The following is a 22,552-nucleotide window of genomic DNA, read 5'->3' as shown; positions in this document are numbered from 1 at the left end:
TAAATCATTTGGTGATTCTATTTGGTGTGACCACTTGGTATAAATAACCATTATAAACCAGAGAAAATAAATCGACTCTTGATTTGTAAATTCACTTAATTTTATATCAGATAATGGTATGAAAATTTCATTGAAATGTAATTCTTTGTTTGTTATCTCTTCTATTTTATTCTCTTTTATCAACTTTTTTGTATTTTCTAAAGAAGAGAAGTTAATCGTGTCAATATTGTTTCCTAAGCTGAGTGTTATTTCTAAAAGAAATCTAGGATCATTGATTAGTGAGGTCGATGTTATGATGTTTACCATGTCATTACTTAGTAATTTTTAAGTGATTATTATGTAATTTTTAAATGTTTTTAAAGTGTTTGACAAGTAATCATTATTCATTATGAGCCTTGTATCACAAAGGTTTCTTCATAAGACTTATAGTAGATCTGGTATGAATCTTAAATTTTTCAAAGCAAGGTGTTAGGTGGGTTAGTGTCGCCTAGTTACGTTGTCTCATTCGATAGAGGCTTTATCTTTGTGTTTAACCGTCAAGGTGTGCGATTTTTATTGGGGTGGCTAATTAGATTTGGTTAGAAAATCGTAAATTTTTAGTAGAACTGTATCCAGGTAATAATGGTCAACGATAAGTGTTTTTATTAGTGATGAAATGATGTTTTCTTAGAGTTATTTTTATCGTACCCATGGAGGGATATGTTAACTGTAATGGTATGTGAATAAGGATGAGAAGTAGAAAATTGTTTCGGTATAGTAATATATGTAACTCCAATTTATTAACCTATCTAATCTACCTGCCATTAATAACCAACTTTAATTTACATAATCACCTTACCTTATGAATCTACAGAATGAATCATAGGAGTAAGAGATGAGAGTACCTAGTAATAGCAACTTAACTGTTTTTGAAGGTAAGTATTTTAATGGTATGAAAGTTTATCCTGCAGAGTTAGTGAAAGAATACTTAGAGTGTATAGAGAAATTTCTTGATATGAGTTTGAATGAGCACTCAAGGTTATATGTTTTTAGATTTGATTTAAGATATCCACACAAGTATTTTTGTTTTTCAGAAAACTCTGATATTTCCACCTTTATTGCTCGTCTGAATTCAAGATTAGTAGCGGATTTAAAGAGAAAGGGAAAAGAAGGAAAATCACATATGCGCTATGTTTGGGTTAAAGAGAGAGAAGACTCAGATAACGATCATTACCATGTGGCTATTAGTCTAAATAAAGATGTGTATTTTACAAAAGGTCTTTTTGGTGGGAAAGACCGTAACTTATCTAAAATGATTCAAGATGCATGGGAATCTGTTATAGAAAATTGTATTCCAGGACAGGCTGGATTAGTTCATTTTTGTGAAAATGGTGATTACCGGATAAATGCTAAAGATAAGAAAGGCGATGAGTATAAAAAATGCTTTGAACGATTAAGTTATCTTGCAAAAACTAAAACTAAAAAATTTGGCAACGGACAAAAGAACATTGGTTCAAGCCGAAAATAAAGAAAAAATAAGGGATGTTTGTCCCTTATTTAATTTTGACTTAAAAGCCGAGAAGGTATCCTAAGCCTCCTGCTATTCCACCCAGTGCGCCACCTATAAGCGTACCTATTTTCTTACCTGGTGAACCAAACAATTCTCCTAATTCAGAACCGATGGTTGCGCCAGAAGAAGAACTGGTGACTATTGCCTCCCAGAGGCTTTCTGTCGTCTTTTTTTGGTAGTCGTGTGCATCATTGTCAGACCAGTTCGATTCACGCTTAGAAATGGTTTGGTTAGCGATAAGCACTCGTTTATTGATAGGTAATTTGCTTACAATGAGGTACAGCAGTTTAGCCAGGTTATACGGGCGTTGCTGGTGCCCGGGATGGCTGTAACCAGCTGAATAATAGATAGGTGACACGGTTATCCCTGTAGCTTTCTTGATCCGTTGAGTCAGTGAGTCAACTTTGCGATTCAGGAAGTTACTTGCTTCTTGTGTGGGTTGGTTAAGTTTATGGTCCCAAGCATTGGGACCTTTTAAAGCGACATCCGCTTGGTTAATCGCAATGATGAGTCTTTCTTCAGGGTTTGGCCCAAGATTGGGTATTAATACCTCATTGATTAGAGAGATAGTTGTGCCTAAATCTCTAGTCCCTCCGTCTACAATGACGAGCACCAAGTCAATCAGCGCCTGGCCTAAGCAGTCCGAGGCGGCCAACTTACTTTTTATTTTTTGTCGATGTTTTTCGTCTTCTTCAACACCATCGCCGAGTCCTGGAGTATCCCAAAGAACCAAGTTATTGAGTGTATAACAGTTGATATCTTGCGTGAGTGGATCGGCATCGTAACCAACTTGTGCTATCGACATATCGAATAGCGCATTAATGGTTGAACTCTTACCAGCGCCAGTGGCACCGGTAATTAGGATATTCAATTGTGATGATTTAAGACGTTGCAGGTTTTGCATCACGGTCGATTTCGCTCCAGCTGAAAAAGCCGAGTGCTTAACTAGCTGCTCTAACTGCGTAAATAGGTTTTGTTTATTGAACATAAATGCCTCTTGGTGTTGGTTCACTTTCTAAACGCCCAAAATTTACATTTCTTCCCCTCCATATGACCTAAACCATTGGAGATAAGAAAATGACTAAATTCATGCGATTAAAAGAAGTGATGGAAATGACTGCAATGAGCCGTTCTAACGTGTACAAGATGATGAGTGAAGGTCGATTTCCTCAATCCGTGTCGCTGGGAGCTCGTGCTGTAGCATGGGTAGAAAGTGAAGTTCAGGATTGGATTCTTGAACGAATTGCATTAAGAGATGGTGGGGTTGAAACTCAAGCGACTAATTAACCTTTACTTGAATCTCATCTAAGCAACCATTCTCAACATAGCTCAGAAAGTTCGTTTCCCAGAGCTGATACAACTCCCTGATTTCTCGATGCTGGATATCTTGCCAGCCACACATTTGCGAGTAGGCCATTTGATTACCTATATCGAAATCAATACAGCGTTCTAGCTCAGGGAAGGGGCCCCCACTAAAAGCAAACTCAGTGATATAGAGAATATCCACTGTGCCTTTGCTCATTTCACGAAGCCCCACTTCGACCGGATGAAAACCACCAAGCTCGCTACTGTAGGTACTGTCACGAAAATGAACCGTGATAAACCCAGTGGCGTCTTGCGTTTGGTTTAGTTGCTGCTGTATGAGCTCAAGAAACTTAGGTGAAACAGGAACGGCACGATGTGCCTGACTGAAAGTTAACGTGTTCATGGTGATGACCTTTTATTGAACGGTAGAAAACGGAAACGATGACCACACTTCGACGATGCTAAGCGTAGTGTGGTCGTATAGCCCTTGATGAATTTGTTTAAGGAGGGAATCTTGCCAAGAGTGGTAGAGCTCCTGGATTGAGGGATGATTCAGTTCCACATGGCCCAAATCAGGCTGGTGGAATTGGTTATGAAGAAAATCAAAGTTCAGGTTGGCGTGAAGCGTGTTGTTGGATGGACTTTCTTTATTGAACGTTTGGATACGATTAATGAACCATTCTTTACCGAGTACGCGCATTAGCTCGATATCCACCGGATGCGGACCAAGCCCGGCGGATAAATAAGGACGATGTACCAGCGTCACTTTGGCTTTGTAGACTTGAGGCGCGATGTCTTTTAGGAGTGGTGTAATACAAGTGAGTAAAGGGGAGTTGATAGGAGCATTGAAAAGGTTCATAGCAGCCCCCGCTCAGCGAATGACACACAAGTATCACCCACAACGATATGGTCCAATACTCGAACATCGATAAGCCCAAGCGCATCGATTAAGCGAGTAGTAATGCGTCTATCAGCTTGAGAGGGCTCAGGTTCACCGGATGGGTGGTTATGAGCAAAGATCACTGCGGCAGCATTAACCGCTAGTACGGCTTTCACCACTTCGCGTGGATAGACGCTCGCAGCATCGATAGTGCCAAAGAACAGCTCTTTAAATTCGATTAAACGGTGTTGATTATCCAACAGCATCACCGCAAACACTTCACGCTCGTAGGCTTGCAGCTTACAGGCAGCAAAGGACTTAGTTACTGTGGGATTACAAAAGGAATCAGTTGGTTTAGAAGAACGAGCCGCTAAGATTTCGGCTGCTGCTTCTAACACTCGGTCTGCTGTGACAGGACCAGAAAAGTAGTAGTTGTTTTCGTGCATAAATCCTCCAAAGGGAATTGATGAGTGAATGCACGAAGATGATATATATGTGAATTAAATTTCATTTTATAACAATGGGTTAATCACAAATCTTGTTGGTTAATTAAACAATCAATGGGTGCGATATTTATTAAATATCGCACCCATTTTCATATAGAGAGATATACAAATGACTAGCTTTATTTATATTGATGTTGCTGCCCCTAATAACCATGGCGGTTGTAAACGAGGTGGAATCGGCATGGCTGTCCTTGATGAGGATGAGTATGTTGAATACCAAGACAGATTTACTATTGAACGTGATACCAACAATGCAGAGCTCGACTTAATAGCATTGCTCGAAGCTCTTGAATATTCGAAAGATGGAGATGTCATTTATTCGACTAGTGACTACTGTGTGAAAGGCTTTAATGATTGGTTAGATGGATGGAAAAGCAAAGGTTGGCGTAAGTCGGATCGAAAGTCGGTACAAAACCGTCGGCTATGGCTGGTCGTTGATGAGCTTCGGTCTCGTAAGTTCGTAGAAGTCAGAAAAGTGAAAGCTCACTCAGGGATAAGAGGGAATGAGATTGCGAATTCATTGGCAATTGAAGCTGTAAGATAATACCCCATCAAATTACTAATTATTTTGTTGATGTAAGTGCATACGTCTGAAATGGAACGGTTACGAGTATGTATCAACGGTATTTCTGCCCCCCTATTACCTCTTTCAAATTTTGTATTGGAACGATCTTTAACTCAAAGTGATTTAAGTGTCGGTATCGCAGCATATTTGCATGAAAACACATCACCACAGGAAGCAAGATAGTTCATCGATGCTGATCTAGAAATCATAAATGATTATCAAGGCATCGAAGAGGTAATAGGAGTGGATGCTGAAAAAGAAAATGCAGAAGTAGAAAGCGTGAGAGTGAAATGAATTTATCGATTAAAAACAGATGGTTATGGTTAGGTGTTATTTAAAAAAAAACACTCTCCATGTACAAGGGTGTTCAGTTTTACTCTTGCTGCTAAATTTTCCTCGTTCACAACAAACAAGGAGAATGAACATGTCTAAATCAAAATCTACCCCGATGACTCCAGCTGCGGCTTCACGTATTCAATCAACTCAATCTAAAGCGAGCGGTGGTCAAACCCCCAAAGGAAGCTTTGCAGCGCGTGCGCAGTCTGCTGCCGCTAAAAATGGTAAGTAAGCACGAGTGATTGGAGGATAGGGGCAGTAATGCCCCTATAACTTAGTTTGAAAAAATACAGCAGCGATAAAGACATACATCAGTTAATCTGCAAGCTCATTAAAAATAATTGGCAGTACCAACGTCGAAAAAAGCATGGGCGCTTATCTTCACCTTCTGGATTTACGATTACAGTACCAGGTAGCCCAAGTGATAAACGAGCATTTATTAACTTTTCCAAAGATATCGAGCGAACAGCATGACCACAGAAAATATATCAAGGCCTTACTATTCAATTCAGTACCTATTAAGAGAGTTGGCTAAGGGGCTTGGAACTAAGTCTAAAGCCAATACAAAATTAGATTATGCTTGTAAGCAACTGGAAATCAATCCATTTGAATTGGATGTATTGAAACAGAAGCTAATACACGAGCCTCTGACTAAACTCGTTAATATCTATTTTGCAGATCATGTACTTAATACTTTTAATGACGTGGTTGAATTGTACATCGATTTGATGAGAAAGGTCCCATTAGATGGTGTGAATGCAGGTATTGCCCATCAGTATATCGACAGGTACTTCATGACGTTTTTTGTCGCATATATGTGTCGCGATATGTTAGATGGTATGAGATTAACTCCAAGAGATGTTGCATGGAGCAATAAAAATATGATGCTACATGTTTTGGAAAATTTAGAACGCTCAACTGAGTGGCAGGGCTTCCTAGCTAATGCCACTGATGAACAAAAAGAGCGCATCCGGGTATGGAAAACAGGGAAGGAATTGCCAAAATTTTCAAGTCTCTCCATGGGGGAGTGTTGGGAAATGGGAAATGGTTGGGGAACATTTAAGGCAAGACTGGTTATTGGGCGCCTTTGGGATCATTTCTTTAGCAAGTGTAGTTACGTGGATTTGGAGTTACTTAAACATCATTCATTAGAAAGCTGTTTAAACATTTTAATTGAAAAGCTTAATGGTCAACGTAAAAAAGTAACAGAGCAATATAAAGCGTTAGGTGAAACAACCGAGGAGCTATTTCAACATTTACTGCTTAGACATGAAAAGGGGAAATCATCCAGGAATGTATGTCAACAGCTATTAAATCAGCTTGATGAACAAACGGCACTCTATGATAAAAATGAGGATACCAAATATTTTCTACACTGGATGAGAGCACGTTTTCTTTTGCATTCAGGCCAGTTGGAAGAGGCTATACCTGAATATCAAAAAGCGTTTGAAAAGGTGCTTTATCGTCAGGTGATTAACTTAGAAAAAATAGTCACTGAAGCAATCGTTGTTGCTTGCCGTAGTTCTGAGCCTAAAAAGAGGTTTATTAATCGACTAAGGCGTATCTCCGTCATTATGAATTTTGACTTTAAAGCACTACAGCATGGGATTGATGAATATAAATCCAAGCCAGAAGATATTGAGCTTTGGGAAATGATGGCATTTAGCCACGCTTTCAGTTCACATTTTCCTAAAGATTCATTTTTTCCAGGAGCAACTTATCCAACTAATCCTCACAACAGTTACGGCCCATGGATAGTTGATGAAAGCAAATATAGTCTAGATATCGATAACCCAAATGCGGTTTGGAATGTCGGAGAAGCTGGTGGCATGATCAAATCTATGCCTCAACTGGTTTATTACGCTATGAATGAAGGGGTGGAGGAAGTTGAACAATTATTAAATGCAGGTGCTGATGTAAATGAATTTTCCGCTACTAACGACTCTGCACTTTTACTTGCTGTGCAATCAATGCAAGTCAATTTATTTCCACTAAATTCTATGGATGAGTCGCTTTTTCAACTGATTAGCCAAAAACCACACAAACAGAGTGTATTGGATACTTTAACAGACAAAAGAAAGCTCTCGCCGTTGGGATGTGCAGTGCAAACCGGTAGAGTCGATATTGTTGAAAAGCTTCTCGATATGGGGGCCAGTGTCGATAGACGGCATGACACATCAGGTGAAACACCACTTTTCACCGCGATTGGGCTGATTGCACACCACACAAGGCCAAAACAAAATGCTTTGCACTGGGAGATGATGAAATACTCTGAAATGAATCTTCAGTCGATGAGGGCAAACGCTAATGGACTGATGCCATATTCTCTACGAGAGCTAATATTAGCCGTACAGAAACAACAATCTGAGGAATGCTATCAACGTTTACATGAAGCTATGGCGTTGTATCAAATGGACAATATTCTCCGTTATACAACCGCTGATGATTTTAGAAATATCGCTAGACTGCTAATTCAAAGAGGGGCGAAACCTAACGCTAAACATAACACGGCAATGCTTGGATATACGCCATTAATGTTAGCAATTGAGCTTGATGAAGCGGAACTTGTTGAAGCAATGATTGACTCTGAACATCACCAATTGAAGTGGGATGATACGTGTGTCAATTCAAGCGATAGACAACGCCAGAATATTAACCAGTTAATTAGGAAGTGGCGTTCGAAACACGTAGCAAAAATGTTACAAATGAGATTTTCGGATTAATGTCATGAATATAGATCACTACCGGTGTTCTATGCAGTTATTTTGCAGTTTTATCGCTGATGGGTGATGAAGACTTTATAAAATTGGTGAATTTGGGAGATAAAGCTGTAGCTTAGGTGGAAAGCGACGTTGATGAATGGATGGAGTTGTGCTTATCTAAAATACAGGGGTGTTTGGTTGCATATCCCTTAATTGTGTCATATTGGTGACGTTGGAGGAGGATAGCGATACTTTATGACAACGCAGAAAATTCGTAAGGAAAAGCTATCCATTTATCTCGCACGCGATAGTCGCAAACCGGATACTGATCTCATCAAGATGGATAATGTTAAAGCTCCTATTCACCTTGATTTGCCAGATGTTGAATCTGCGGAACTGTATATCAAGATTCAACCACCCAAAACAATTCCTCCTTGGACAAGAATATTCACCAATAGCAATCAAGTTGATTCATCAGCGTTTGGCACGTCTTCTAATGTTGGTGCGGTACTTGTGGTAAAAATGAAAGGTAATACCTTCGTATTGTCGTTTGGTACCGGATTTCATTTGATTCAACAAGAAGCTATTGAAAGAGATTTTGGATTGAAGGTGACATTGAATTCAGTAAATCCAGACAAGTTGAGGAGTCTCGATAAAGCCAGTTACGACCACAATCCGCTTAACTCCAGAACTCAAAGTACACGGGATGTGGATATTTTTAATCTCCATCTCGATTCAGAAAGTGAAATGCTTTATGCCATAACTGGGACTTCGCTGGTGGAAGAGTTTGGAAGTTATGTTACAGGGCGTGATTCTTTAACCTTAGCTGTCGAAACTAATCTTGCAGATATTCCAAATATTTTGTCTGAGGCTTTGCATCGTTATCGGGCGAAACTACCAGAGCAATTCAGTTGGGTTGAGAACATCAATAGAGTACGTGATTTCGATGAATTGGAAGTCCTCGATATGGAACTGGATAGTTGCTTTGAAACAGGCCAATATGATGGTTTTTGGTTAGGTGAGCCAGAAATCGTCGATTGGGAAACTCAAATTGGTTATTCATTCGATATTTATCAACGAACACCTCGCCACATCGTACTGTCCCTAGATGATTACGTTGCCTATTTGAATGGGGCTGTGCCAACCGTTGAGCAAATGAAACATAATGTTGTCCATGTCAATAATAGTGAGTATCAGTCGGTAAAAAGTTGGCCTGTTTACCGTTGTTTGTATGCTGAAATTACTTACAGCGATAATCAGTACATTTTGAGAAATGGTATTTGGTACAAAGTAAATCAAAATTTCGTGGATAGCGTCGATGATTACCTGAATAAGTTAGATAATCACCCTTATCAATTTCCTCTTTATAATCATGATCGAGAGGAAGATTACAATCAGTATGTTGTCGACAAAGATAGTAGTTTTTGCTTGATGGATAAGAAAAACATAAAGATCGGTGGACCATATGACAAGCTAGAGCATTGTGATTTGATTCGCAATGGAAATGAGTTTATTCATGTGAAGTTATATCGGAGCTCCAGTACCTTGAGCCACCTGTTCTCTCAAGGATTTGTCGCTGCGGAAGCCTTCATTAAAGATTAATGGTATCGCGAAAAACTAAACCCCAAATTGCCGTTGTCTATAAAGTTACAAGATCCACAAAATAGACCCGATCCCAGCAATTACCAGATTGTTTACGCAATAGCGACAAACAAAAATATTCCAGAAGAGTTACCATTTTTTTCGAAGGTAACATTGAAGAATGCACTTAAGACACTCATAGCACTCAATTATCAAATATCTCTGGCTAAGATTGATGTTGATCCTCAACTATTAATGAAGAAAAAGTGTAAGCCACATAAAGGTAAATCACACTAAAAAACATAAAGTTAGTTTGTAATTGTATATTATGTCGCGATTTGAACTGCGATTGCCAATTCCTCAATTTTCCTTTATTCTCTCATTATCTAATTTGAACAAAAAATCCATGAGATAACACTTTGAAATGACAGACCAAATTTTAACCTTGAAAGAGGTGGCTGCTTACTTAAAACTCGCAGAAAAGACGGCTTATCGTCTTGCCAGCGAAGGAAAGCTACCTGGATTTAAAGTAGGTGGATCTTGGCGTTTTAAACGTGAAGACCTTGAATCGTGGATTGAAGAGAACAAGAAACAACAATGACCCTAATTCAGCTTGATGACTTAGAAGCGCACCTCTGGCAGGCTGCTCACATCATTACAGGTCCGATAGATGCCTCTGACTATAAAACCTACATCTTTCCAATTCTTTTCTTCAAACGTATTTGTGATGTGTATGACGAAGAAATGGCTGACGCACTCGAACAAGTGGGGGATGAAGAGTTAGCAAAAGGTGACATGTTTCACCGTATTCAAATTCCACCAGCTTGCCATTGGAATGATGTGTTTGCAGAAACCAAAGATATCGGTCAGGCATTAAAAGATTCATTCAGAGGTATTGAGCTCTCTAACCCACAGCTACATGGCATTTTTGGTGATGCGAGTTGGACTAACAAAGAGCGCTTATCAGATGAGCTACTCGCTACGTTACTAAACCATTTCAACAAGGTGAATTTAGGCGTATCGAATGTTCGTAATGATGATATGGGGCGCGCCTACGAATACTTGATTAAACGTTTTGCTGATAAAGCGAATAAGAAAGCGGGAGAGTTCTACACCCCAAGGACCATCGTTCGTTTAATGGTAAACATCCTTGATCCTCAAGCGAAAGAAAGTGTGTATGACCCTGCTTGTGGTACGGGAGGGATGCTGCTCGAAACGATTCACCATGTTAAAGAAAGTGGTGGTGAACCGCGTGAGCTAACGATTAAAGGTCAGGAAAAGAACCTGACAACGGAAGCCATTGCACGAATGAACCTGTTTTTACATGGTCAGGAAGATTTTGAAATTGTGCGAGGTGACACCTTACGTGATCCTAAATTTTTGAAAAATGATCGGTTGGAGACTTTCGATTGTGTCATCGCGAATCCACCATTTAGTTTGAAAGAATGGGGACATGACAAGTGGAGCGCGGATCCATATGGTCGTAGCAAATATGGATTAGCACCGAAAACGAATGGTGACTTTGCTTGGGTTCAACACATGTATGCGTCGTTAAATGAAATGGGGCGTATGGCGGTGGTATTGCCTCACGGCGTGCTTTTCCGTGGCGGTGCTGAAGGGAAAATTCGCAAGCAGTTACTTAAAGAAAATCGCATAGTAGCAATTGTTGGTGTCGCTTCTAATTTGTTTTATGGCACAGGCATTCCGGCTTGTATTTTGGTACTTCGTAAGCAAAGACCAGAAGAACATAACAATCACGTGCTTATTGTTAATGCAGAAGAAATTTATACCAAAGGCCGAGCACAAAACACCCTATCAGAAAAGCAAGCCGATGATATATACGATATCTATCAGAAAATGCGAATTAAAGGTCCTGAAGCTGAAGATATTGAAGGTGTTGCTCGATGGGTTCCACTAAGTGAGATAAAAGAAAACGAATACAACTTAAACATCGCTCGCTATGTGCAAAAGCCACTGGAAGAAGAAACTATCTCTGTTGAAGAAGCATTAAAAGATTTTACGCAAAAACTGGCAGCCTTAGATAAAGCAGAACAAGAACTTGAAGCCCTTTTGATTAAAGAGGGATTGATGAATGAATAAAAAAAATCTAGAAGATCTCCTATGGGGAGCGGCCGAGTTCCTTCGCGGTCAAATTGACGCATCGGATTATAAGCAGTACATATTTCCTCTTTTGTTTTTTAAGAGATTATCCGATGTTTATACGGAAGAATTGACTGATGCACTCAAACAAACTGGTGATCGAGATCTAGCTATCTCACAAATGTTTCACCGCTTTGATATTCCCGAAGAAGCAAGTTGGGAAAAGATTCGTAATACCAGTAAAGATATTGGTGAAGCATTGCAAAATGCTCTTCGTTTAATTGAATCTCGAAATGAGCGTTTACATGGTGTGTTTGGTGATGCGCAGTGGACGAACAAAGAACGTTTGCCGGATGACTTGTTGTCTGACTTAATTCAGCATTTCAGTAAAATCCCCTTGGGAATTAAGTCGGTTGCTCAAGATGATTTGGGTGAAGCGTACGAATACCTCATTAAAAAGTTTGCCGATGATTCCGGGCATACGGCTGCTGAGTTTTATACCAACCGTACGGTTGTGCATTTAATGACGCGTATCATGCAGTTAAAACCTGGTGAAACGGCGTATGATCCAACCTGTGGTACCGGTGGTATGCTGCTTAATGCTGTGATGGATTTACGCTCTCACGGTGAAGAGTGGCGCAGCGTGCATCTCTATGGTCAAGAGGTCAATCTTCTAACATCAGCAATCGCTCGTATGAACATGTTTCTTCATGACATCGAAGAGTTTGATGTGATGCGTGGCGATACTTTGGGTGATCCTAAGTTTATCGAGAACGATCAGCTCAAACAGTTTGATGTCATTTTCGCTAACCCTCCGTATTCCATTAAAAAGTGGAACCGTGAAAAGTTTGCGGCCGATCCTTATGGGCGCAACATGTACGGTGTTCCACCGCAAGGCTGCGCGGATTACGGCTTCTATACTCATATCATCAAAAGCTTAAAACCGGATACTGGTCGTGCGGCGATGCTTTGGCCTCATGGAGTACTGTTCCGTGATTCGGAGCAAGCTATCCGCAAACAGGTAGTTGAGTCAGATATTATTGAAGCTGTTATAGGACTTGGACCAAACCTATTTTATAACTCTTCGATGGAATCATGCGTTGTTGTTCTTAACAAGAATAAATCATTGACCAGGAAGAATAAGATACTTTTTATCGATGCTAAAAATGAAATAACTAGCATAAAATCAAATTATTTCTTGTCAGAGAAAAACATAAAAAACATATGCGATCATTTTAGTTCTACCTCGAGCGAATCAAGAGAGTGCACTTTGGTTAGTATTGATGAAGTAGAAAAGTACAACTTTAACCTGTCATTACCACTCTATCTTTACCAAGATTCTGGCGAGTCGAATCAAAACATAGGAACCTCGGTAGAGTCTTGGAAGGCCGATCAAACAAAGTCTCATTGCCATGTAAAAGAAATAAAGTGTTTGTTAGGGGATTTAGGTATCAATTGGGGCAGCGATGAATAAGCAAGTTATTAAACTAAAAGATATATGTAGAGAGCCGAAACTTACTAGCTCAGATCCTTTAAAAGATGGTTATGACAAGTATATTGGGTTAGAACATATAGATTCGAACTCTCTAACTCTTTCTCGTTGGGGGAGTGTAGCTCAAGATAAACCTAGTTTTACTCGAGTATTTAAAAAAGGCCATATACTGTTTGGCAAGAGACGCCCTTACCTACGAAAAGCAGCAATAGCGAGTTTTGATGGAGTATGCTCTGGAGACATCATAGTTTTGGAGGCTAATGAGTCAGTGGTTGACCCAGAACTTTTTCCATTTTTGATCCATTCAAATAAAGTCTGGTCTCATGCGATAAAAACCTCGTCAGGCTCTTTATCTCCTAGAACAAAATTCAAAGATTTAGGGCAAGTAGAGTTTTCGCTACCAGACCTTGTTGGGCAAAGAATGCTTGCTGATGATTTGTTGAATATTCAGAGAAATAGAACTTCCGTAGAGCAGCAAGTTGAAGCAACTTATCAACTAATATCATCACTACTTCAGAAAACATGCGGTTCTCTAGGAAAATACAGCCCTACGGATAATCTTGATGAGCGTTGTCCGAAAGGTTCTTTGGTTGTGAGACTAAAAGACGTTCTAGTTAAGGTTAGCAGACCTGTAAAGTTATCTGATGATTCTGAATACGGGACTGTAGTCGCAAGGAGAGCTTTTGGTGGCGTGGAAGCGCGGGAAGTTATTCTTGGCAAAAATATTAAAGTAAAAAGTCAGTTTGAGATAAAAGAAGGTGACTTTCTTATATCAAAACGACAAATCGTTCATGGCGGTTGTGGCGTAGTACCAAAGTCCCTCTCTGGCAGCGTAGTATCGAATGAATATGATGTGTTCAATGCGAAAGATGGTTTAGATATGAGCTTCTTTTCTTGGTTAGTTAAAACCCCAAGATTAAGAAATTACTTTTTTATTAATAGTGTTGGGATACATATTGAAAAAATGTTATTTAAAACAGATAATTGGCTAAATATGTCTGTTATCTTACCACCTATTACCATACAAAAGACAATTGCAAAGTCACTTAACGAACTCGATTCATTTAGTCGATTGCAATTCGGAAAAATAGATCATCTCGAAGAGATAAAAACGTACTTGTTGAGCGAGTAATATGTCAAATTTTAACGAACAAACCGTCACAGAAAATGGAATCATTGACTGCTTAAAAGGCTTAAGCAGAGTACAGTGGAATTACTGCCATGGTGAAAGCTTACCTAAGCAAACTCACGATGTTTTCGTCGATACTTGGCTTAAAGACGCGCTTTGTTCGTTAAACCCTGAAATCACTAAAACCCCCGATTATGCTGATGAAGTGATATACAAACTTCGTGGCTTGATGTTGGAAGCCAAGCACACGGGCTTGGTGAAAGCGAACGAGAATTTTCATGAATGGTTGATGGCAGAGAAAAGCCTACCGTTTGGCGAGAACGGCGACCATATTACTATCAAGCTAATTGACTTTGATACCCTTGAAAACAACCACTTTGTTGTTTCTCAACAGGTTCACTTCATTGCAGCGACAGAGGTGTTCTTCGATATCGTTCTTTACGTGAACGGTATCCCGCTGGTGGTGGGGGAAGTAAAATCCGCTACTCGTCCAAGTGTGACTTGGCAAGATGGCGCTGCTGATTTTATGGGCGGCCAAAAGCACTATTGGAAAAATGTTGAACCGTTCTTCGTGCCTAACTTATTGTGCTTTGCTTCTGAAGGAAAAACGTTCGCTTATGGCGCGATCAATGCGCGAGCGAAAGATTGGGGCCCTTGGCATAAAACAGAGCAGCGAGATGAGATTCTACCGGGGCTCGCTACTGTTCTCGATAGTGTTGAAGGGTTATTAAATCCTCAAACCTTGCTACAACTACTTGAATGTTTTGCGCTATTTTCAACGGTTAAAACAGGCAAAAATAACCCACCAAAACGAATCAAGATATTACCGCGTTATCCTCAATTTGAAGCTGCAAAACAGATTGTTGAACGAGTCAAAAACGGTTATCCCAAAAAAGGATTAATTTGGCACTTCCAGGGCTCAGGTAAGTCATTACTGATGCTATATGCGGCTCGTATGTTGCGATCCGATAATGATCTAAAAAATCCGACGGTATTAATCGTTGTCGATAGACGTGACCTAAATACCCAGATTAGTGAAACGTTCGGTGGGGCCGACGTTAAGAACCTCATCAAAGTAAATAGCTGTAGAAAGCTTGGCGAACATATCGAGCAAGATAGTCGCGGCATTCTCATTACTACTATTTTCAAATTTAAAGAAGTGGTAATGGATGAGAATAACCCAGATGGATTGAATAAACGTGACAATATTATTGTGCTGGTGGATGAAGCCCATCGAACTCAAGAGGGTTCTTTGGGTGACAAGATGCGCTGGGCGTTGCCGAATGCTCATTTCTACGGCTTAACGGGTACACCAATTTCTGGGATTGACCGCAACACCTTCAAACTCTTTGGTGCTGAAGAGGATGAAGGGCGATACATGAATCGCTACAGTTATAAGCAATCTATTCGAGATGGAGCTACGAATGCAGTTAAATTCGAGCCTCGTCTAGCTGAGTTGCGAGTGGATCGCACTGCGATTGATGAAGCCTTTGAGGAAATGGCCAAAGAACATGATTTGGACGACGATGAAAAAATAGCGTTGTCTAAACGAGCGGGCAAGTTAGCGGTCATGCTAAAAGCACCAAAACGAATGGCTGCAATTAGTGAAGATATCGCCAGCCATTTCACGACCCATGTTAAACCGAAACATATGAAAGGCATGGTAGTGGTGTACGACCGTGATGCCTGTGTACAGATGTATTACCTGCTAGGTCAGAAGTTAGGTTTTGATGCGGTCGAAGTTGTGATGAATGTCGACCAGGCGCCAATCAAAGAGCTTAGCGGCAGCAAAGAAGGTAAACGGAATAAAGATTGGCTCAAGTGGAGCAAAAATCCTGAATTGCCGATCGAAGAGGCTGATTTTGAACGTTGGCAAGAAATCGACAATGATGACCAAAAACAGAAAGCTTTAATCGAGGATTATAAGGACCCTAATCAGCCTGTCCAATTACTGATTGTGACAGCAAAATTGCTCACAGGTTTTGATGCTCCAATTTGTTACTGTATGTATTTGGACAAACCATTACGAGATCATACCTTGCTTCAAGCTATGTGTCGTACGAACCGTTTGTACGAAACTGATGGTATGAAAAAAGAGATGGGGCTTATCATTGATTACCTTGGTGTGTTCGAGAACTTACGAACGGCATTGGCCTATAATCCTGATGAAATCGAAGGTGTTGTTGAGGGGATCGAAGCATTTAAAGCCTTACTACCAGTTCAGATGGATAAGTGTTTAGCTTTCTTTCCTAATGTAGATCGAACCCTTGAAGGTTTTGAAGGCATTATGGCAGCGCAGGAGTGTTTACCTACCAATGATAAACGCGATGAGTTTGCAGCGGCGTTTGGTGTACTTTCGAAGTTGTGGTCTGCGATAAACCCAGATGTCTTTTTAAATCCATATCGAACAGATTATAAATGGTTGGCTCAGGTGTATGAATCGGTTCGTCCGGTCGGTCAAACCGGCTCTTTAATTTGGGCGGCGCTAGGGCCTGAAACCATTAAGATGATTCATGAACATACTGACATCAATCGCATTCGTGATGATATTGATGAGTTAATCATGGATGAGAATTCCATCTTCACGCTAACTGAGAAAGAACAAAAGAAGCGTGCTGCTCAATTAGAAATTGATTTGATGGGCCGATTACGCGGCAGTGGTAACCCTAGATTTGTAGCATTAGGCGAGCGACTTGAAAAGTTACGCCAGGACTACGAAGCCGGTGTGATTAAGGCAATTGATTGGTTAAAAGGCTTGTTAGATGCGGCAAAAGATACGGTACAAGCTGAACGTGAAACTGGTGAGCATCCGGTTACCCAACAAGATAATAAACAAGCATTAACTAAACTGTTTTTAGAAACGCGCCCTGAAAGTACACCTAAATTGATTGGTGATGTTGTAGAACAAATCGATAAGATAGTTCGAACTACGCGTTTTGAAGGATGGCAAAGCTCAAACAGTGGCCCAAGAGAGATTCAAAAGGCTCTGCTCTTAACGCTAGCGCAGTTTGGATTAGGAAAAGATAAAGAGCTGTTTGCTAAGGCTTACGGTTATATTGAGGAGCATTACTGATGGCAGTTGCTTTGCCCTGGACAGACAAACATCTAAAATGGTTGATCGATACCGGCACTGTTATTACAACAGCTTGCGGTAAACAGGCGAAAATATACCGTTTCGATTATGATGTTAACGATCAAGCAACGATGAAAGAATGGGCAAGGCATTTTAGAAATCATTATTGTCTTGACTCAGACATTGAATTTTTAAAAGCACCTAATCAAACTAATGCTGATTATCTGTTAAGTATGAAGTTTCCAAGTAAAACTAAAGCGCCAGGTCCTAGTATTAGGGCTGGTGATTTCGCAGAGATTTTGGTAGCTGATTACTTAACGTTTCTTCAAGGGTATATTGTTCCTAGAACTCGATATGATAGAAAAGCAATTCCAAATGAGTCAACCAAAGGCTCGGATGTTCTTGCTTTTAAGCAAGATCCAACTAATAGTGCAAATGATGTATTGTTGGTTTATGAAGTGAAATCAAAGTTAACAAGTCCACCTAAAGATATGCTTCAAGAAGCAATCGACCATTCTGTTAAGGATGAGCTTCGGCTTGCTGAATCACTCAATGGGATAAAACAACGAATGTTTGATCGCAATGAACGTTCCAGTATTCCACTTATCAATCGATTCCAAGATTCTGTTAATCAGCCATATCAACAACATTTTGGAGCTGCTGCAGTTTGTTCTGATTCTGCTTTTGATCCAGCTCTCCTCTCCCATGCAGATTCATCTCAACATCCACATTCTGCAGAATTAGACCTCATTGCTTTTCATGGATCTGAATTAATGTCATTAGCTCATGTGTTATATGAGGTGGCCGCAAGTGAAATTTGAACAATCAGCCAATACATTGCTTGCTATTACTAAGTCTAAAGCCAAAATGAATGAATTTGGTTTAGAGCCAGAAGATCATATTCGTTTACCCGTTGCCCCGCAGAAATTGCTATTGATGACTATTGGTATGTTAGGTGATTTATGTCGAATGGAGTTAGATGAAAAAGATCATGAAGTAGCCATTTCACAGGCTAGATTAGAATTGCGTAATGCTGCAAGTTATTTTGACAATTTAGTTAAAACTGAGCTTGAAACCGGTTACGATTATTACTTAAGCTTGTTAGCTTCTGCTGCATACTACCTTGCTGATATGCCTGGAAGTTCATCAGTTATAGCTTCTAGACTTGCATCATTAAGTACTGAATTAACGGATACAGGGTTAGAATTCTTTCTGGAGTGGATCTTGATTGGTAAATTTAGAATTCCACCTAAAATAGCAAGCAATTCTTCATATAAGTCTCTGATGATATCTTTGGCTACAGAGTTAAACGTCTATTTTAATCCGCTTAATGCTCGTGATGATTCAGCTATTTCAATATCAGAAAGAATTAGAGAACGGGTTCATGACTCAGGGACCGATAGAGATATACTTTTTTCCGATATAATCACTGCTATTGTGAATAAGAAAATTAGTAATTCTTCGATGGAAATGCTTCCTAAGTATACCGGGTTAATGATTGAAGATTGGTTACCTGCCTTGCAAAAACGATCGTTTATCAAGGAATTTTGGCCGGCTCAGCGCTTACTTGGTGAGGGGGGGGTATTCATAGGGAAATCTTCTGTTATTCAGCTTCCAACTAGTGCAGGGAAAACAAAGTCAACAGAGTTAATTATTCGTTCTTCTTTCTTATCTGGGAGATCAACCGTTGCTGTGATTATTGCTCCGTTTAGATCTTTATGTCGAGAAATTAGTAGCTCATTATCCATTGCATTTTCTGACGAAAATGTATTAGTAAATCAACTTAATGATATTCCCCAAATAGATGAATTTGATCTTCAATTGTTTGAACAATTATTTGAACAAGAGATAGATAATGTATCTATTCCGACTGTTATGGTGGCAACACCAGAAAAGCTTGTTTATCTATTGCGTCATAAACCAGAATTATCAGAAAAGATATCATTGGTAATTTATGATGAGGGGCATCAGTTTGATACTGGTGCTCGTGGGGTTACGTATGAGTTACTTGTGACTAGTCTGAAAAGAAAATTAGGGTCAGGTACACAACACGTTTTGATCTCTGCTGTTTTATCTAATGCTCAATCTATTGGAGATTGGTTGTATGCTGGCGAAGGAAGTGTTGTTAATGGGGCTGAATGTCTTTCCACCGAGCGGAGTATTGCATTTTGTAGCTGGATAAGAGGAAGGGGAGAGTTCCACTATGTTAAGCCATTTGATATCAACTCAGAAGAATTCTATGTTCCGAGGGTAATGGAAGCGTTAAAAATACCTAAGGCAGATGAAGATGATAAACAACAGTTTTTTCCACCCAAAAGTGACAAATCATTAGTTGCTGCGTATTTGGGTTTAAAACTTTCAAAGTATGGACCAGTTGCTGTTTTTTGTGGTCAAAAAAGTTCTGTTATAAAAATATGTCGAGAAGTAATTAAACCGTTAGAACTTATCCCTCAACTGGATTCTCCTTTAGTTTATAGTGTTCAAGATGAAATTGAAAAAATTGGGAATCTTTCAGCATTGCACTTGGGTTTGAATGCAGATGTGACCAAGTCAATACAGCTTGGTGTACTCCCTCATAGTGCTAATATTCCCAATGGATTGCGCATATCAGTAGAGTACGCTATGGAAAATGGGCTTGGTCGTTGTGTTATATGTACATCAACATTAGCTCAAGGAGTTAATCTTCCAATTAAATACTTGGTCATGTCTGGGGTCTTTCAAGGGAAAAAACTCATCTCAACAAGAGATTTTCACAACTTGCTTGGACGTGCTGGTAGGGCTGGCAAACATACAGAAGGAAGTATCATTTTTGCTGATACGGAATTGTTTGACCAGCGTCGCTCAAAAAAGAGTAGACAGTGGGAGCAAATGAATATTTTATTGGATCCTTCTAAATCTGAAGCGTGCTCCAGTAGCCTTTTAACGTTGGTTCAACCTTTTACCGATGATCCATTTCCTGTTGATCCCATGAAATTTTTAGACTCCCCTGATAAATATGAAAAATTACTCATTCAAGCGGCCGAACGTCAAGGATTAGATATATCTAACCTATTGAATCAAATGCATCAAAGAATTAGATATGTAGAAAGCTTGGAAAGTTTTCTCTTGGCTAATTTAAACGATGAAGAAATGAATGATGATGTGGCTTTAACAGAGCTTTACAGTAAGACTTTTGCTTTTTCTATTGCTAATGTTGAGGAAAAGCGAAAGTTAGTACAAGTATTCAGAAATGTTGAAGATAAAGTGAAGCTGCTGCCGGTAGAAAAACGTCTTTGCTACGGAAAAGCATTGCTTGGAATTCGAGATTTGGAGTATATCGAAACCTGGTTAAGAAAGAATATTGAGTTATTTGATGAAGAATTAGATATTTTTAGTTTGTTGTCACTTTTCTGGCCACTTATTGCATATTTAGGAACAAATAATAGTCTTGGCAAGCTTATTGGCGAAGACGCAGGGCGGTCGGTTGCAATATGGTGGTGTTCAGGAGATTCATATAACAATATCTTACTAAATGCTAAGCGAGATGGCTTTAAATTTCGGGCAGGAAAACAGCAGAGAACACTTAAAATTGAAAATATAATCGACATTTGTGATAGTAGCTTAGGTTATGACGTCATGTTGGTAGTCGGTGCATGCGCAGATCTATTGGAAAACTTGTTAGGTAACCCTCCAGTTGCAGAGCTCGTTAAGCAGCTTCAAACGTCTTTAAAAATTGGCTTATGTGATAGTCTCGCTGTCGATCTGTACGCTAATGGTTTGGCTGATAGGGTTGTGGCGAAGAATATTTCAGAATTACTTGTTCTTAATGGGATAAATTCAAACATACCTACGAAGATTATGTTAAGAGATAACCAAAACTTGATACAACAAAGATTGAGTGAATTTCCTTCAGTATTTACTCATTCTGTATTTGCTAGTTAGGGGAATTATTTCTAAGTACGGTTAATGTATTTTTATTCAATTCAACGAGCATAAGATAGGAGGACATTATGTCCTCCCTCATACTTTTATTTTTTGTTTGTTAACCAATGGCTCGCAGATTACGAGTGGTTGTGATTGATAAACTTCCTTGAGAAGCCTTTTCAATATGCTCACTCCACCAGCACATCATGGGAGTGCGACGTTCTAAGTAGTCTGTACGGTTATAAGCACTACGTACCTGGTTGTCATCAACGTGCGCTAATGCTGCTTCAACCAAATCTCGTTCGAAACCCTGCTCATTGAGCGTGGTACTGGCTAATGATCGTAATCCGTGACTGACTAAACGCCCAGCAAAGCCCATACGTTTTAAAGCCATATTGGCGGTTTGGCTATTGCATGGCTTTTTAGGGTCACGGTCCGATGGAAAAACATATTCACGATGTCCACTGATTGGTTGCATGACTTCCAGTAAAGCCAGCATTTGTTCTGTCAGTGGAATGCGATGCTCTCTTCTTTTTTTCATGCGTTCTGGTGGAATCGTCCAAATCTTGGTTTCTAGGTCTATTTCCTCCCAGCGAGCACCTGATGCCTCGTTAGGGCGAGTCATTGTATGCAGCTGCCATTCAATTAAACAACGTGTAGTGCGCTTGATACTGGCGGTAGCGATGGCTTGCATAAGCTCAGGCAATTCTGCTGGAGCGAGAGCGGCCATGTTTTCTTTTTTTGGTTTTTTGAAAACTTCTTTAATACCGGAAAGAGGGTTAGCTTGAATCAACCCACAGTTGACGGCATAGGTCATTACTTCATTGAGTCTCTGAGTTAGACGCTTAACTGTTTCTAAGCTGCCTTTGGCTTCGATAGGGCGTAGGACCTTGATGACATCTGGAGCGTTAATTTTTGTAATTGGGGTGTCAGCTAGGGAAGGAAAAATATGGAGTTCAAATGAGCTCCAGAGATCTTTGGCATAATCACTTGTTACTCTATCTTGTTTTACTTCGAGCCATCGTTTGGCGACATTGATAAGAGTGTTAGTATGGATAGCTTGATAGACTTGCTCTTGTCTGTCTTTTTCTGATTTTGGATCTAAACCCTGTACAAGTAGCTCTTTGTTGTCCAAGGTAAGTTTACGGGCCATTGCCAAGGAAACTGTTGGATAAACACCAAGACCAAGGTTAGTCCTGGTTCCTCTAGTTGGGTGTTTATAGTTAAACAACCAGAGTTTAACTCCGTTAGGTTTTACTCTTAGTCTTAAACCTTCTCCATCAGACAAGATATATTCTTTATCCTTAGGTTTTGCAGACTTAATCTCTTTATCAGTTAGTTTAGTCGTGATTATTGCCATAATGGGTCCACCAGCTAATGTACACATTTCTAGTGTACCCATTAGTGGACCCAAAAATCAAAGCTGGTGTG

Annotated in this window: 18 protein-coding genes and 1 pseudogene; 13 read left to right on the top strand and 6 right to left on the bottom strand. The window is 39.8% G+C overall.

The window, feature by feature from the left end:
• Window positions 1-306, bottom strand: a 306-nt coding sequence (locus tag F9817_RS24090; RefSeq protein ID WP_237476277.1) for a hypothetical protein, incomplete at its 3' end; no start/stop codon positions are given.
• Window positions 307-874: 568 nt separating this feature from the next.
• Here F9817_RS24090 and F9817_RS16895 point away from each other — a divergent pair.
• Window positions 875-1,507: an inovirus Gp2 family protein gene (locus tag F9817_RS16895; RefSeq protein WP_161157330.1), complete on the top strand. Its 633-nt coding sequence runs from the start codon at window positions 875-877 to the stop codon at window positions 1,505-1,507.
• Between the two features lie 40 nt (window positions 1,508-1,547).
• Here F9817_RS16895 and F9817_RS16890 read toward each other — a convergent pair whose 3' ends face one another.
• Window positions 1,548-2,537, bottom strand: a complete 990-nt coding sequence (locus F9817_RS16890; RefSeq protein WP_161157329.1) for a GTPase family protein — start codon at window positions 2,535-2,537, stop codon at window positions 1,548-1,550.
• A gap of 89 nt (window positions 2,538-2,626) precedes the next feature.
• Between F9817_RS16890 and F9817_RS16885 the strand changes: the two genes are divergently transcribed.
• Window positions 2,627-2,836 (top strand): helix-turn-helix transcriptional regulator, encoded by a 210-nt coding sequence (locus tag F9817_RS16885; RefSeq protein ID WP_161157328.1) that lies wholly within the window; start codon window positions 2,627-2,629, stop codon window positions 2,834-2,836.
• Here the strand turns inward: F9817_RS16885 and F9817_RS16880 are convergent.
• The 3 genes from F9817_RS16880 to radC are packed head-to-tail and all read right to left on the bottom strand — an operon-like array spanning window position 2,829 to window position 4,180.
• On the bottom strand, window positions 2,829-3,257 hold the full coding sequence (locus tag F9817_RS16880; RefSeq protein ID WP_161157327.1) for a DUF2787 domain-containing protein: 429 nt from the start codon (window positions 3,255-3,257) through the stop codon (window positions 2,829-2,831). The genes F9817_RS16885 and F9817_RS16880 overlap by 8 nt on opposite strands.
• Before the next feature lie 12 nt (window positions 3,258-3,269).
• Window positions 3,270-3,713, bottom strand: coding sequence for a DUF2787 family protein (locus F9817_RS16875; RefSeq protein ID WP_161157326.1), 444 nt, complete (start codon window positions 3,711-3,713; stop codon window positions 3,270-3,272).
• Complete coding sequence (radC, locus tag F9817_RS16870) at window positions 3,710-4,180, bottom strand: RadC family protein (RefSeq protein ID WP_161157325.1); 471 nt, start codon at window positions 4,178-4,180, stop codon at window positions 3,710-3,712. The genes F9817_RS16875 and radC overlap by 4 nt, the downstream gene beginning before the upstream one ends.
• Before the next feature lie 169 nt (window positions 4,181-4,349).
• Here radC and F9817_RS16865 point away from each other — a divergent pair, with 169 nt between their 5' ends.
• The 11 genes and pseudogenes from F9817_RS16865 to F9817_RS16815 all read left to right on the top strand — a co-directional run bounded on the left by F9817_RS16865 (window position 4,350) and on the right by F9817_RS16815 (window position 21,139).
• Window positions 4,350-4,784, top strand: coding sequence for an RNase H family protein (locus tag F9817_RS16865; RefSeq protein ID WP_161157324.1), 435 nt, complete (start codon window positions 4,350-4,352; stop codon window positions 4,782-4,784).
• 445 nt (window positions 4,785-5,229) lie between these two features.
• Window positions 5,230-5,373: a hypothetical protein gene (locus F9817_RS16860; protein ID WP_161157323.1), complete on the top strand. Its 144-nt coding sequence runs from the start codon at window positions 5,230-5,232 to the stop codon at window positions 5,371-5,373.
• Window positions 5,374-5,611: 238 nt separating this feature from the next.
• On the top strand, window positions 5,612-7,864 hold the full coding sequence (locus tag F9817_RS16855) for an ankyrin repeat domain-containing protein (protein ID WP_161157322.1): 2,253 nt from the start codon (window positions 5,612-5,614) through the stop codon (window positions 7,862-7,864).
• 234 nt (window positions 7,865-8,098) lie between these two features.
• A pseudogene (locus F9817_RS16850) lies at window positions 8,099-9,721 on the top strand (TIGR04141 family sporadically distributed protein).
• Between the two features lie 127 nt (window positions 9,722-9,848).
• Window positions 9,849-10,025, top strand: coding sequence for a methylation-associated defense system helix-turn-helix domain-containing protein MAD1 (gene mads1 / locus F9817_RS16845; protein ID WP_161157321.1), 177 nt, complete (start codon window positions 9,849-9,851; stop codon window positions 10,023-10,025).
• Complete coding sequence (locus F9817_RS16840) at window positions 10,022-11,524, top strand: type I restriction-modification system subunit M (protein ID WP_161157320.1); 1,503 nt, start codon at window positions 10,022-10,024, stop codon at window positions 11,522-11,524. The genes mads1 and F9817_RS16840 overlap by 4 nt, the downstream gene beginning before the upstream one ends.
• Window positions 11,517-12,998 carry a type I restriction-modification system subunit M gene (locus F9817_RS16835; protein WP_161157319.1) on the top strand — a complete coding sequence of 494 codons (1,482 nt, stop codon included), beginning with the start codon at window positions 11,517-11,519 and terminating at the stop codon, window positions 12,996-12,998. Before F9817_RS16840 ends, F9817_RS16835 begins: the two co-directional genes overlap by 8 nt.
• Window positions 12,991-14,148, top strand: a complete 1,158-nt coding sequence (locus F9817_RS16830; RefSeq protein ID WP_161157318.1) for a restriction endonuclease subunit S — start codon at window positions 12,991-12,993, stop codon at window positions 14,146-14,148. Before F9817_RS16835 ends, F9817_RS16830 begins: the two co-directional genes overlap by 8 nt.
• 1 nt (window position 14,149) lies before the next feature.
• Window positions 14,150-17,218 carry a type I restriction endonuclease subunit R gene (locus F9817_RS16825; protein ID WP_161157317.1) on the top strand — a complete coding sequence of 1,023 codons (3,069 nt, stop codon included), beginning with the start codon at window positions 14,150-14,152 and terminating at the stop codon, window positions 17,216-17,218.
• Window positions 17,218-18,039: a Hachiman antiphage defense system protein HamA gene (locus F9817_RS16820; RefSeq protein WP_237476276.1), complete on the top strand. Its 822-nt coding sequence runs from the start codon at window positions 17,218-17,220 to the stop codon at window positions 18,037-18,039. The genes F9817_RS16825 and F9817_RS16820 overlap by 1 nt, the downstream gene beginning before the upstream one ends.
• Window positions 18,029-21,139, top strand: coding sequence for a DEAD/DEAH box helicase (locus F9817_RS16815; RefSeq protein WP_161157316.1), 3,111 nt, complete (start codon window positions 18,029-18,031; stop codon window positions 21,137-21,139). The genes F9817_RS16820 and F9817_RS16815 overlap by 11 nt, the downstream gene beginning before the upstream one ends.
• Before the next feature lie 100 nt (window positions 21,140-21,239).
• On the opposite strand, the gene F9817_RS16810 is transcribed toward F9817_RS16815, so the two are convergent.
• Window positions 21,240-22,481, bottom strand: coding sequence for an integrase domain-containing protein (locus F9817_RS16810; RefSeq protein WP_161157333.1), 1,242 nt, complete (start codon window positions 22,479-22,481; stop codon window positions 21,240-21,242).
• Between the last annotated feature and the right edge of the window lie 71 nt (window positions 22,482-22,552).

This window comes from Vibrio eleionomae, from assembly GCF_009874545.1.
Lineage (GTDB): Bacteria > Pseudomonadota > Gammaproteobacteria > Enterobacterales > Vibrionaceae > Vibrio > Vibrio nitrifigilis.
Note: the sequence above shows the minus strand (reverse complement) of the source record. Positions and strands in the feature narration are given on the sequence as shown.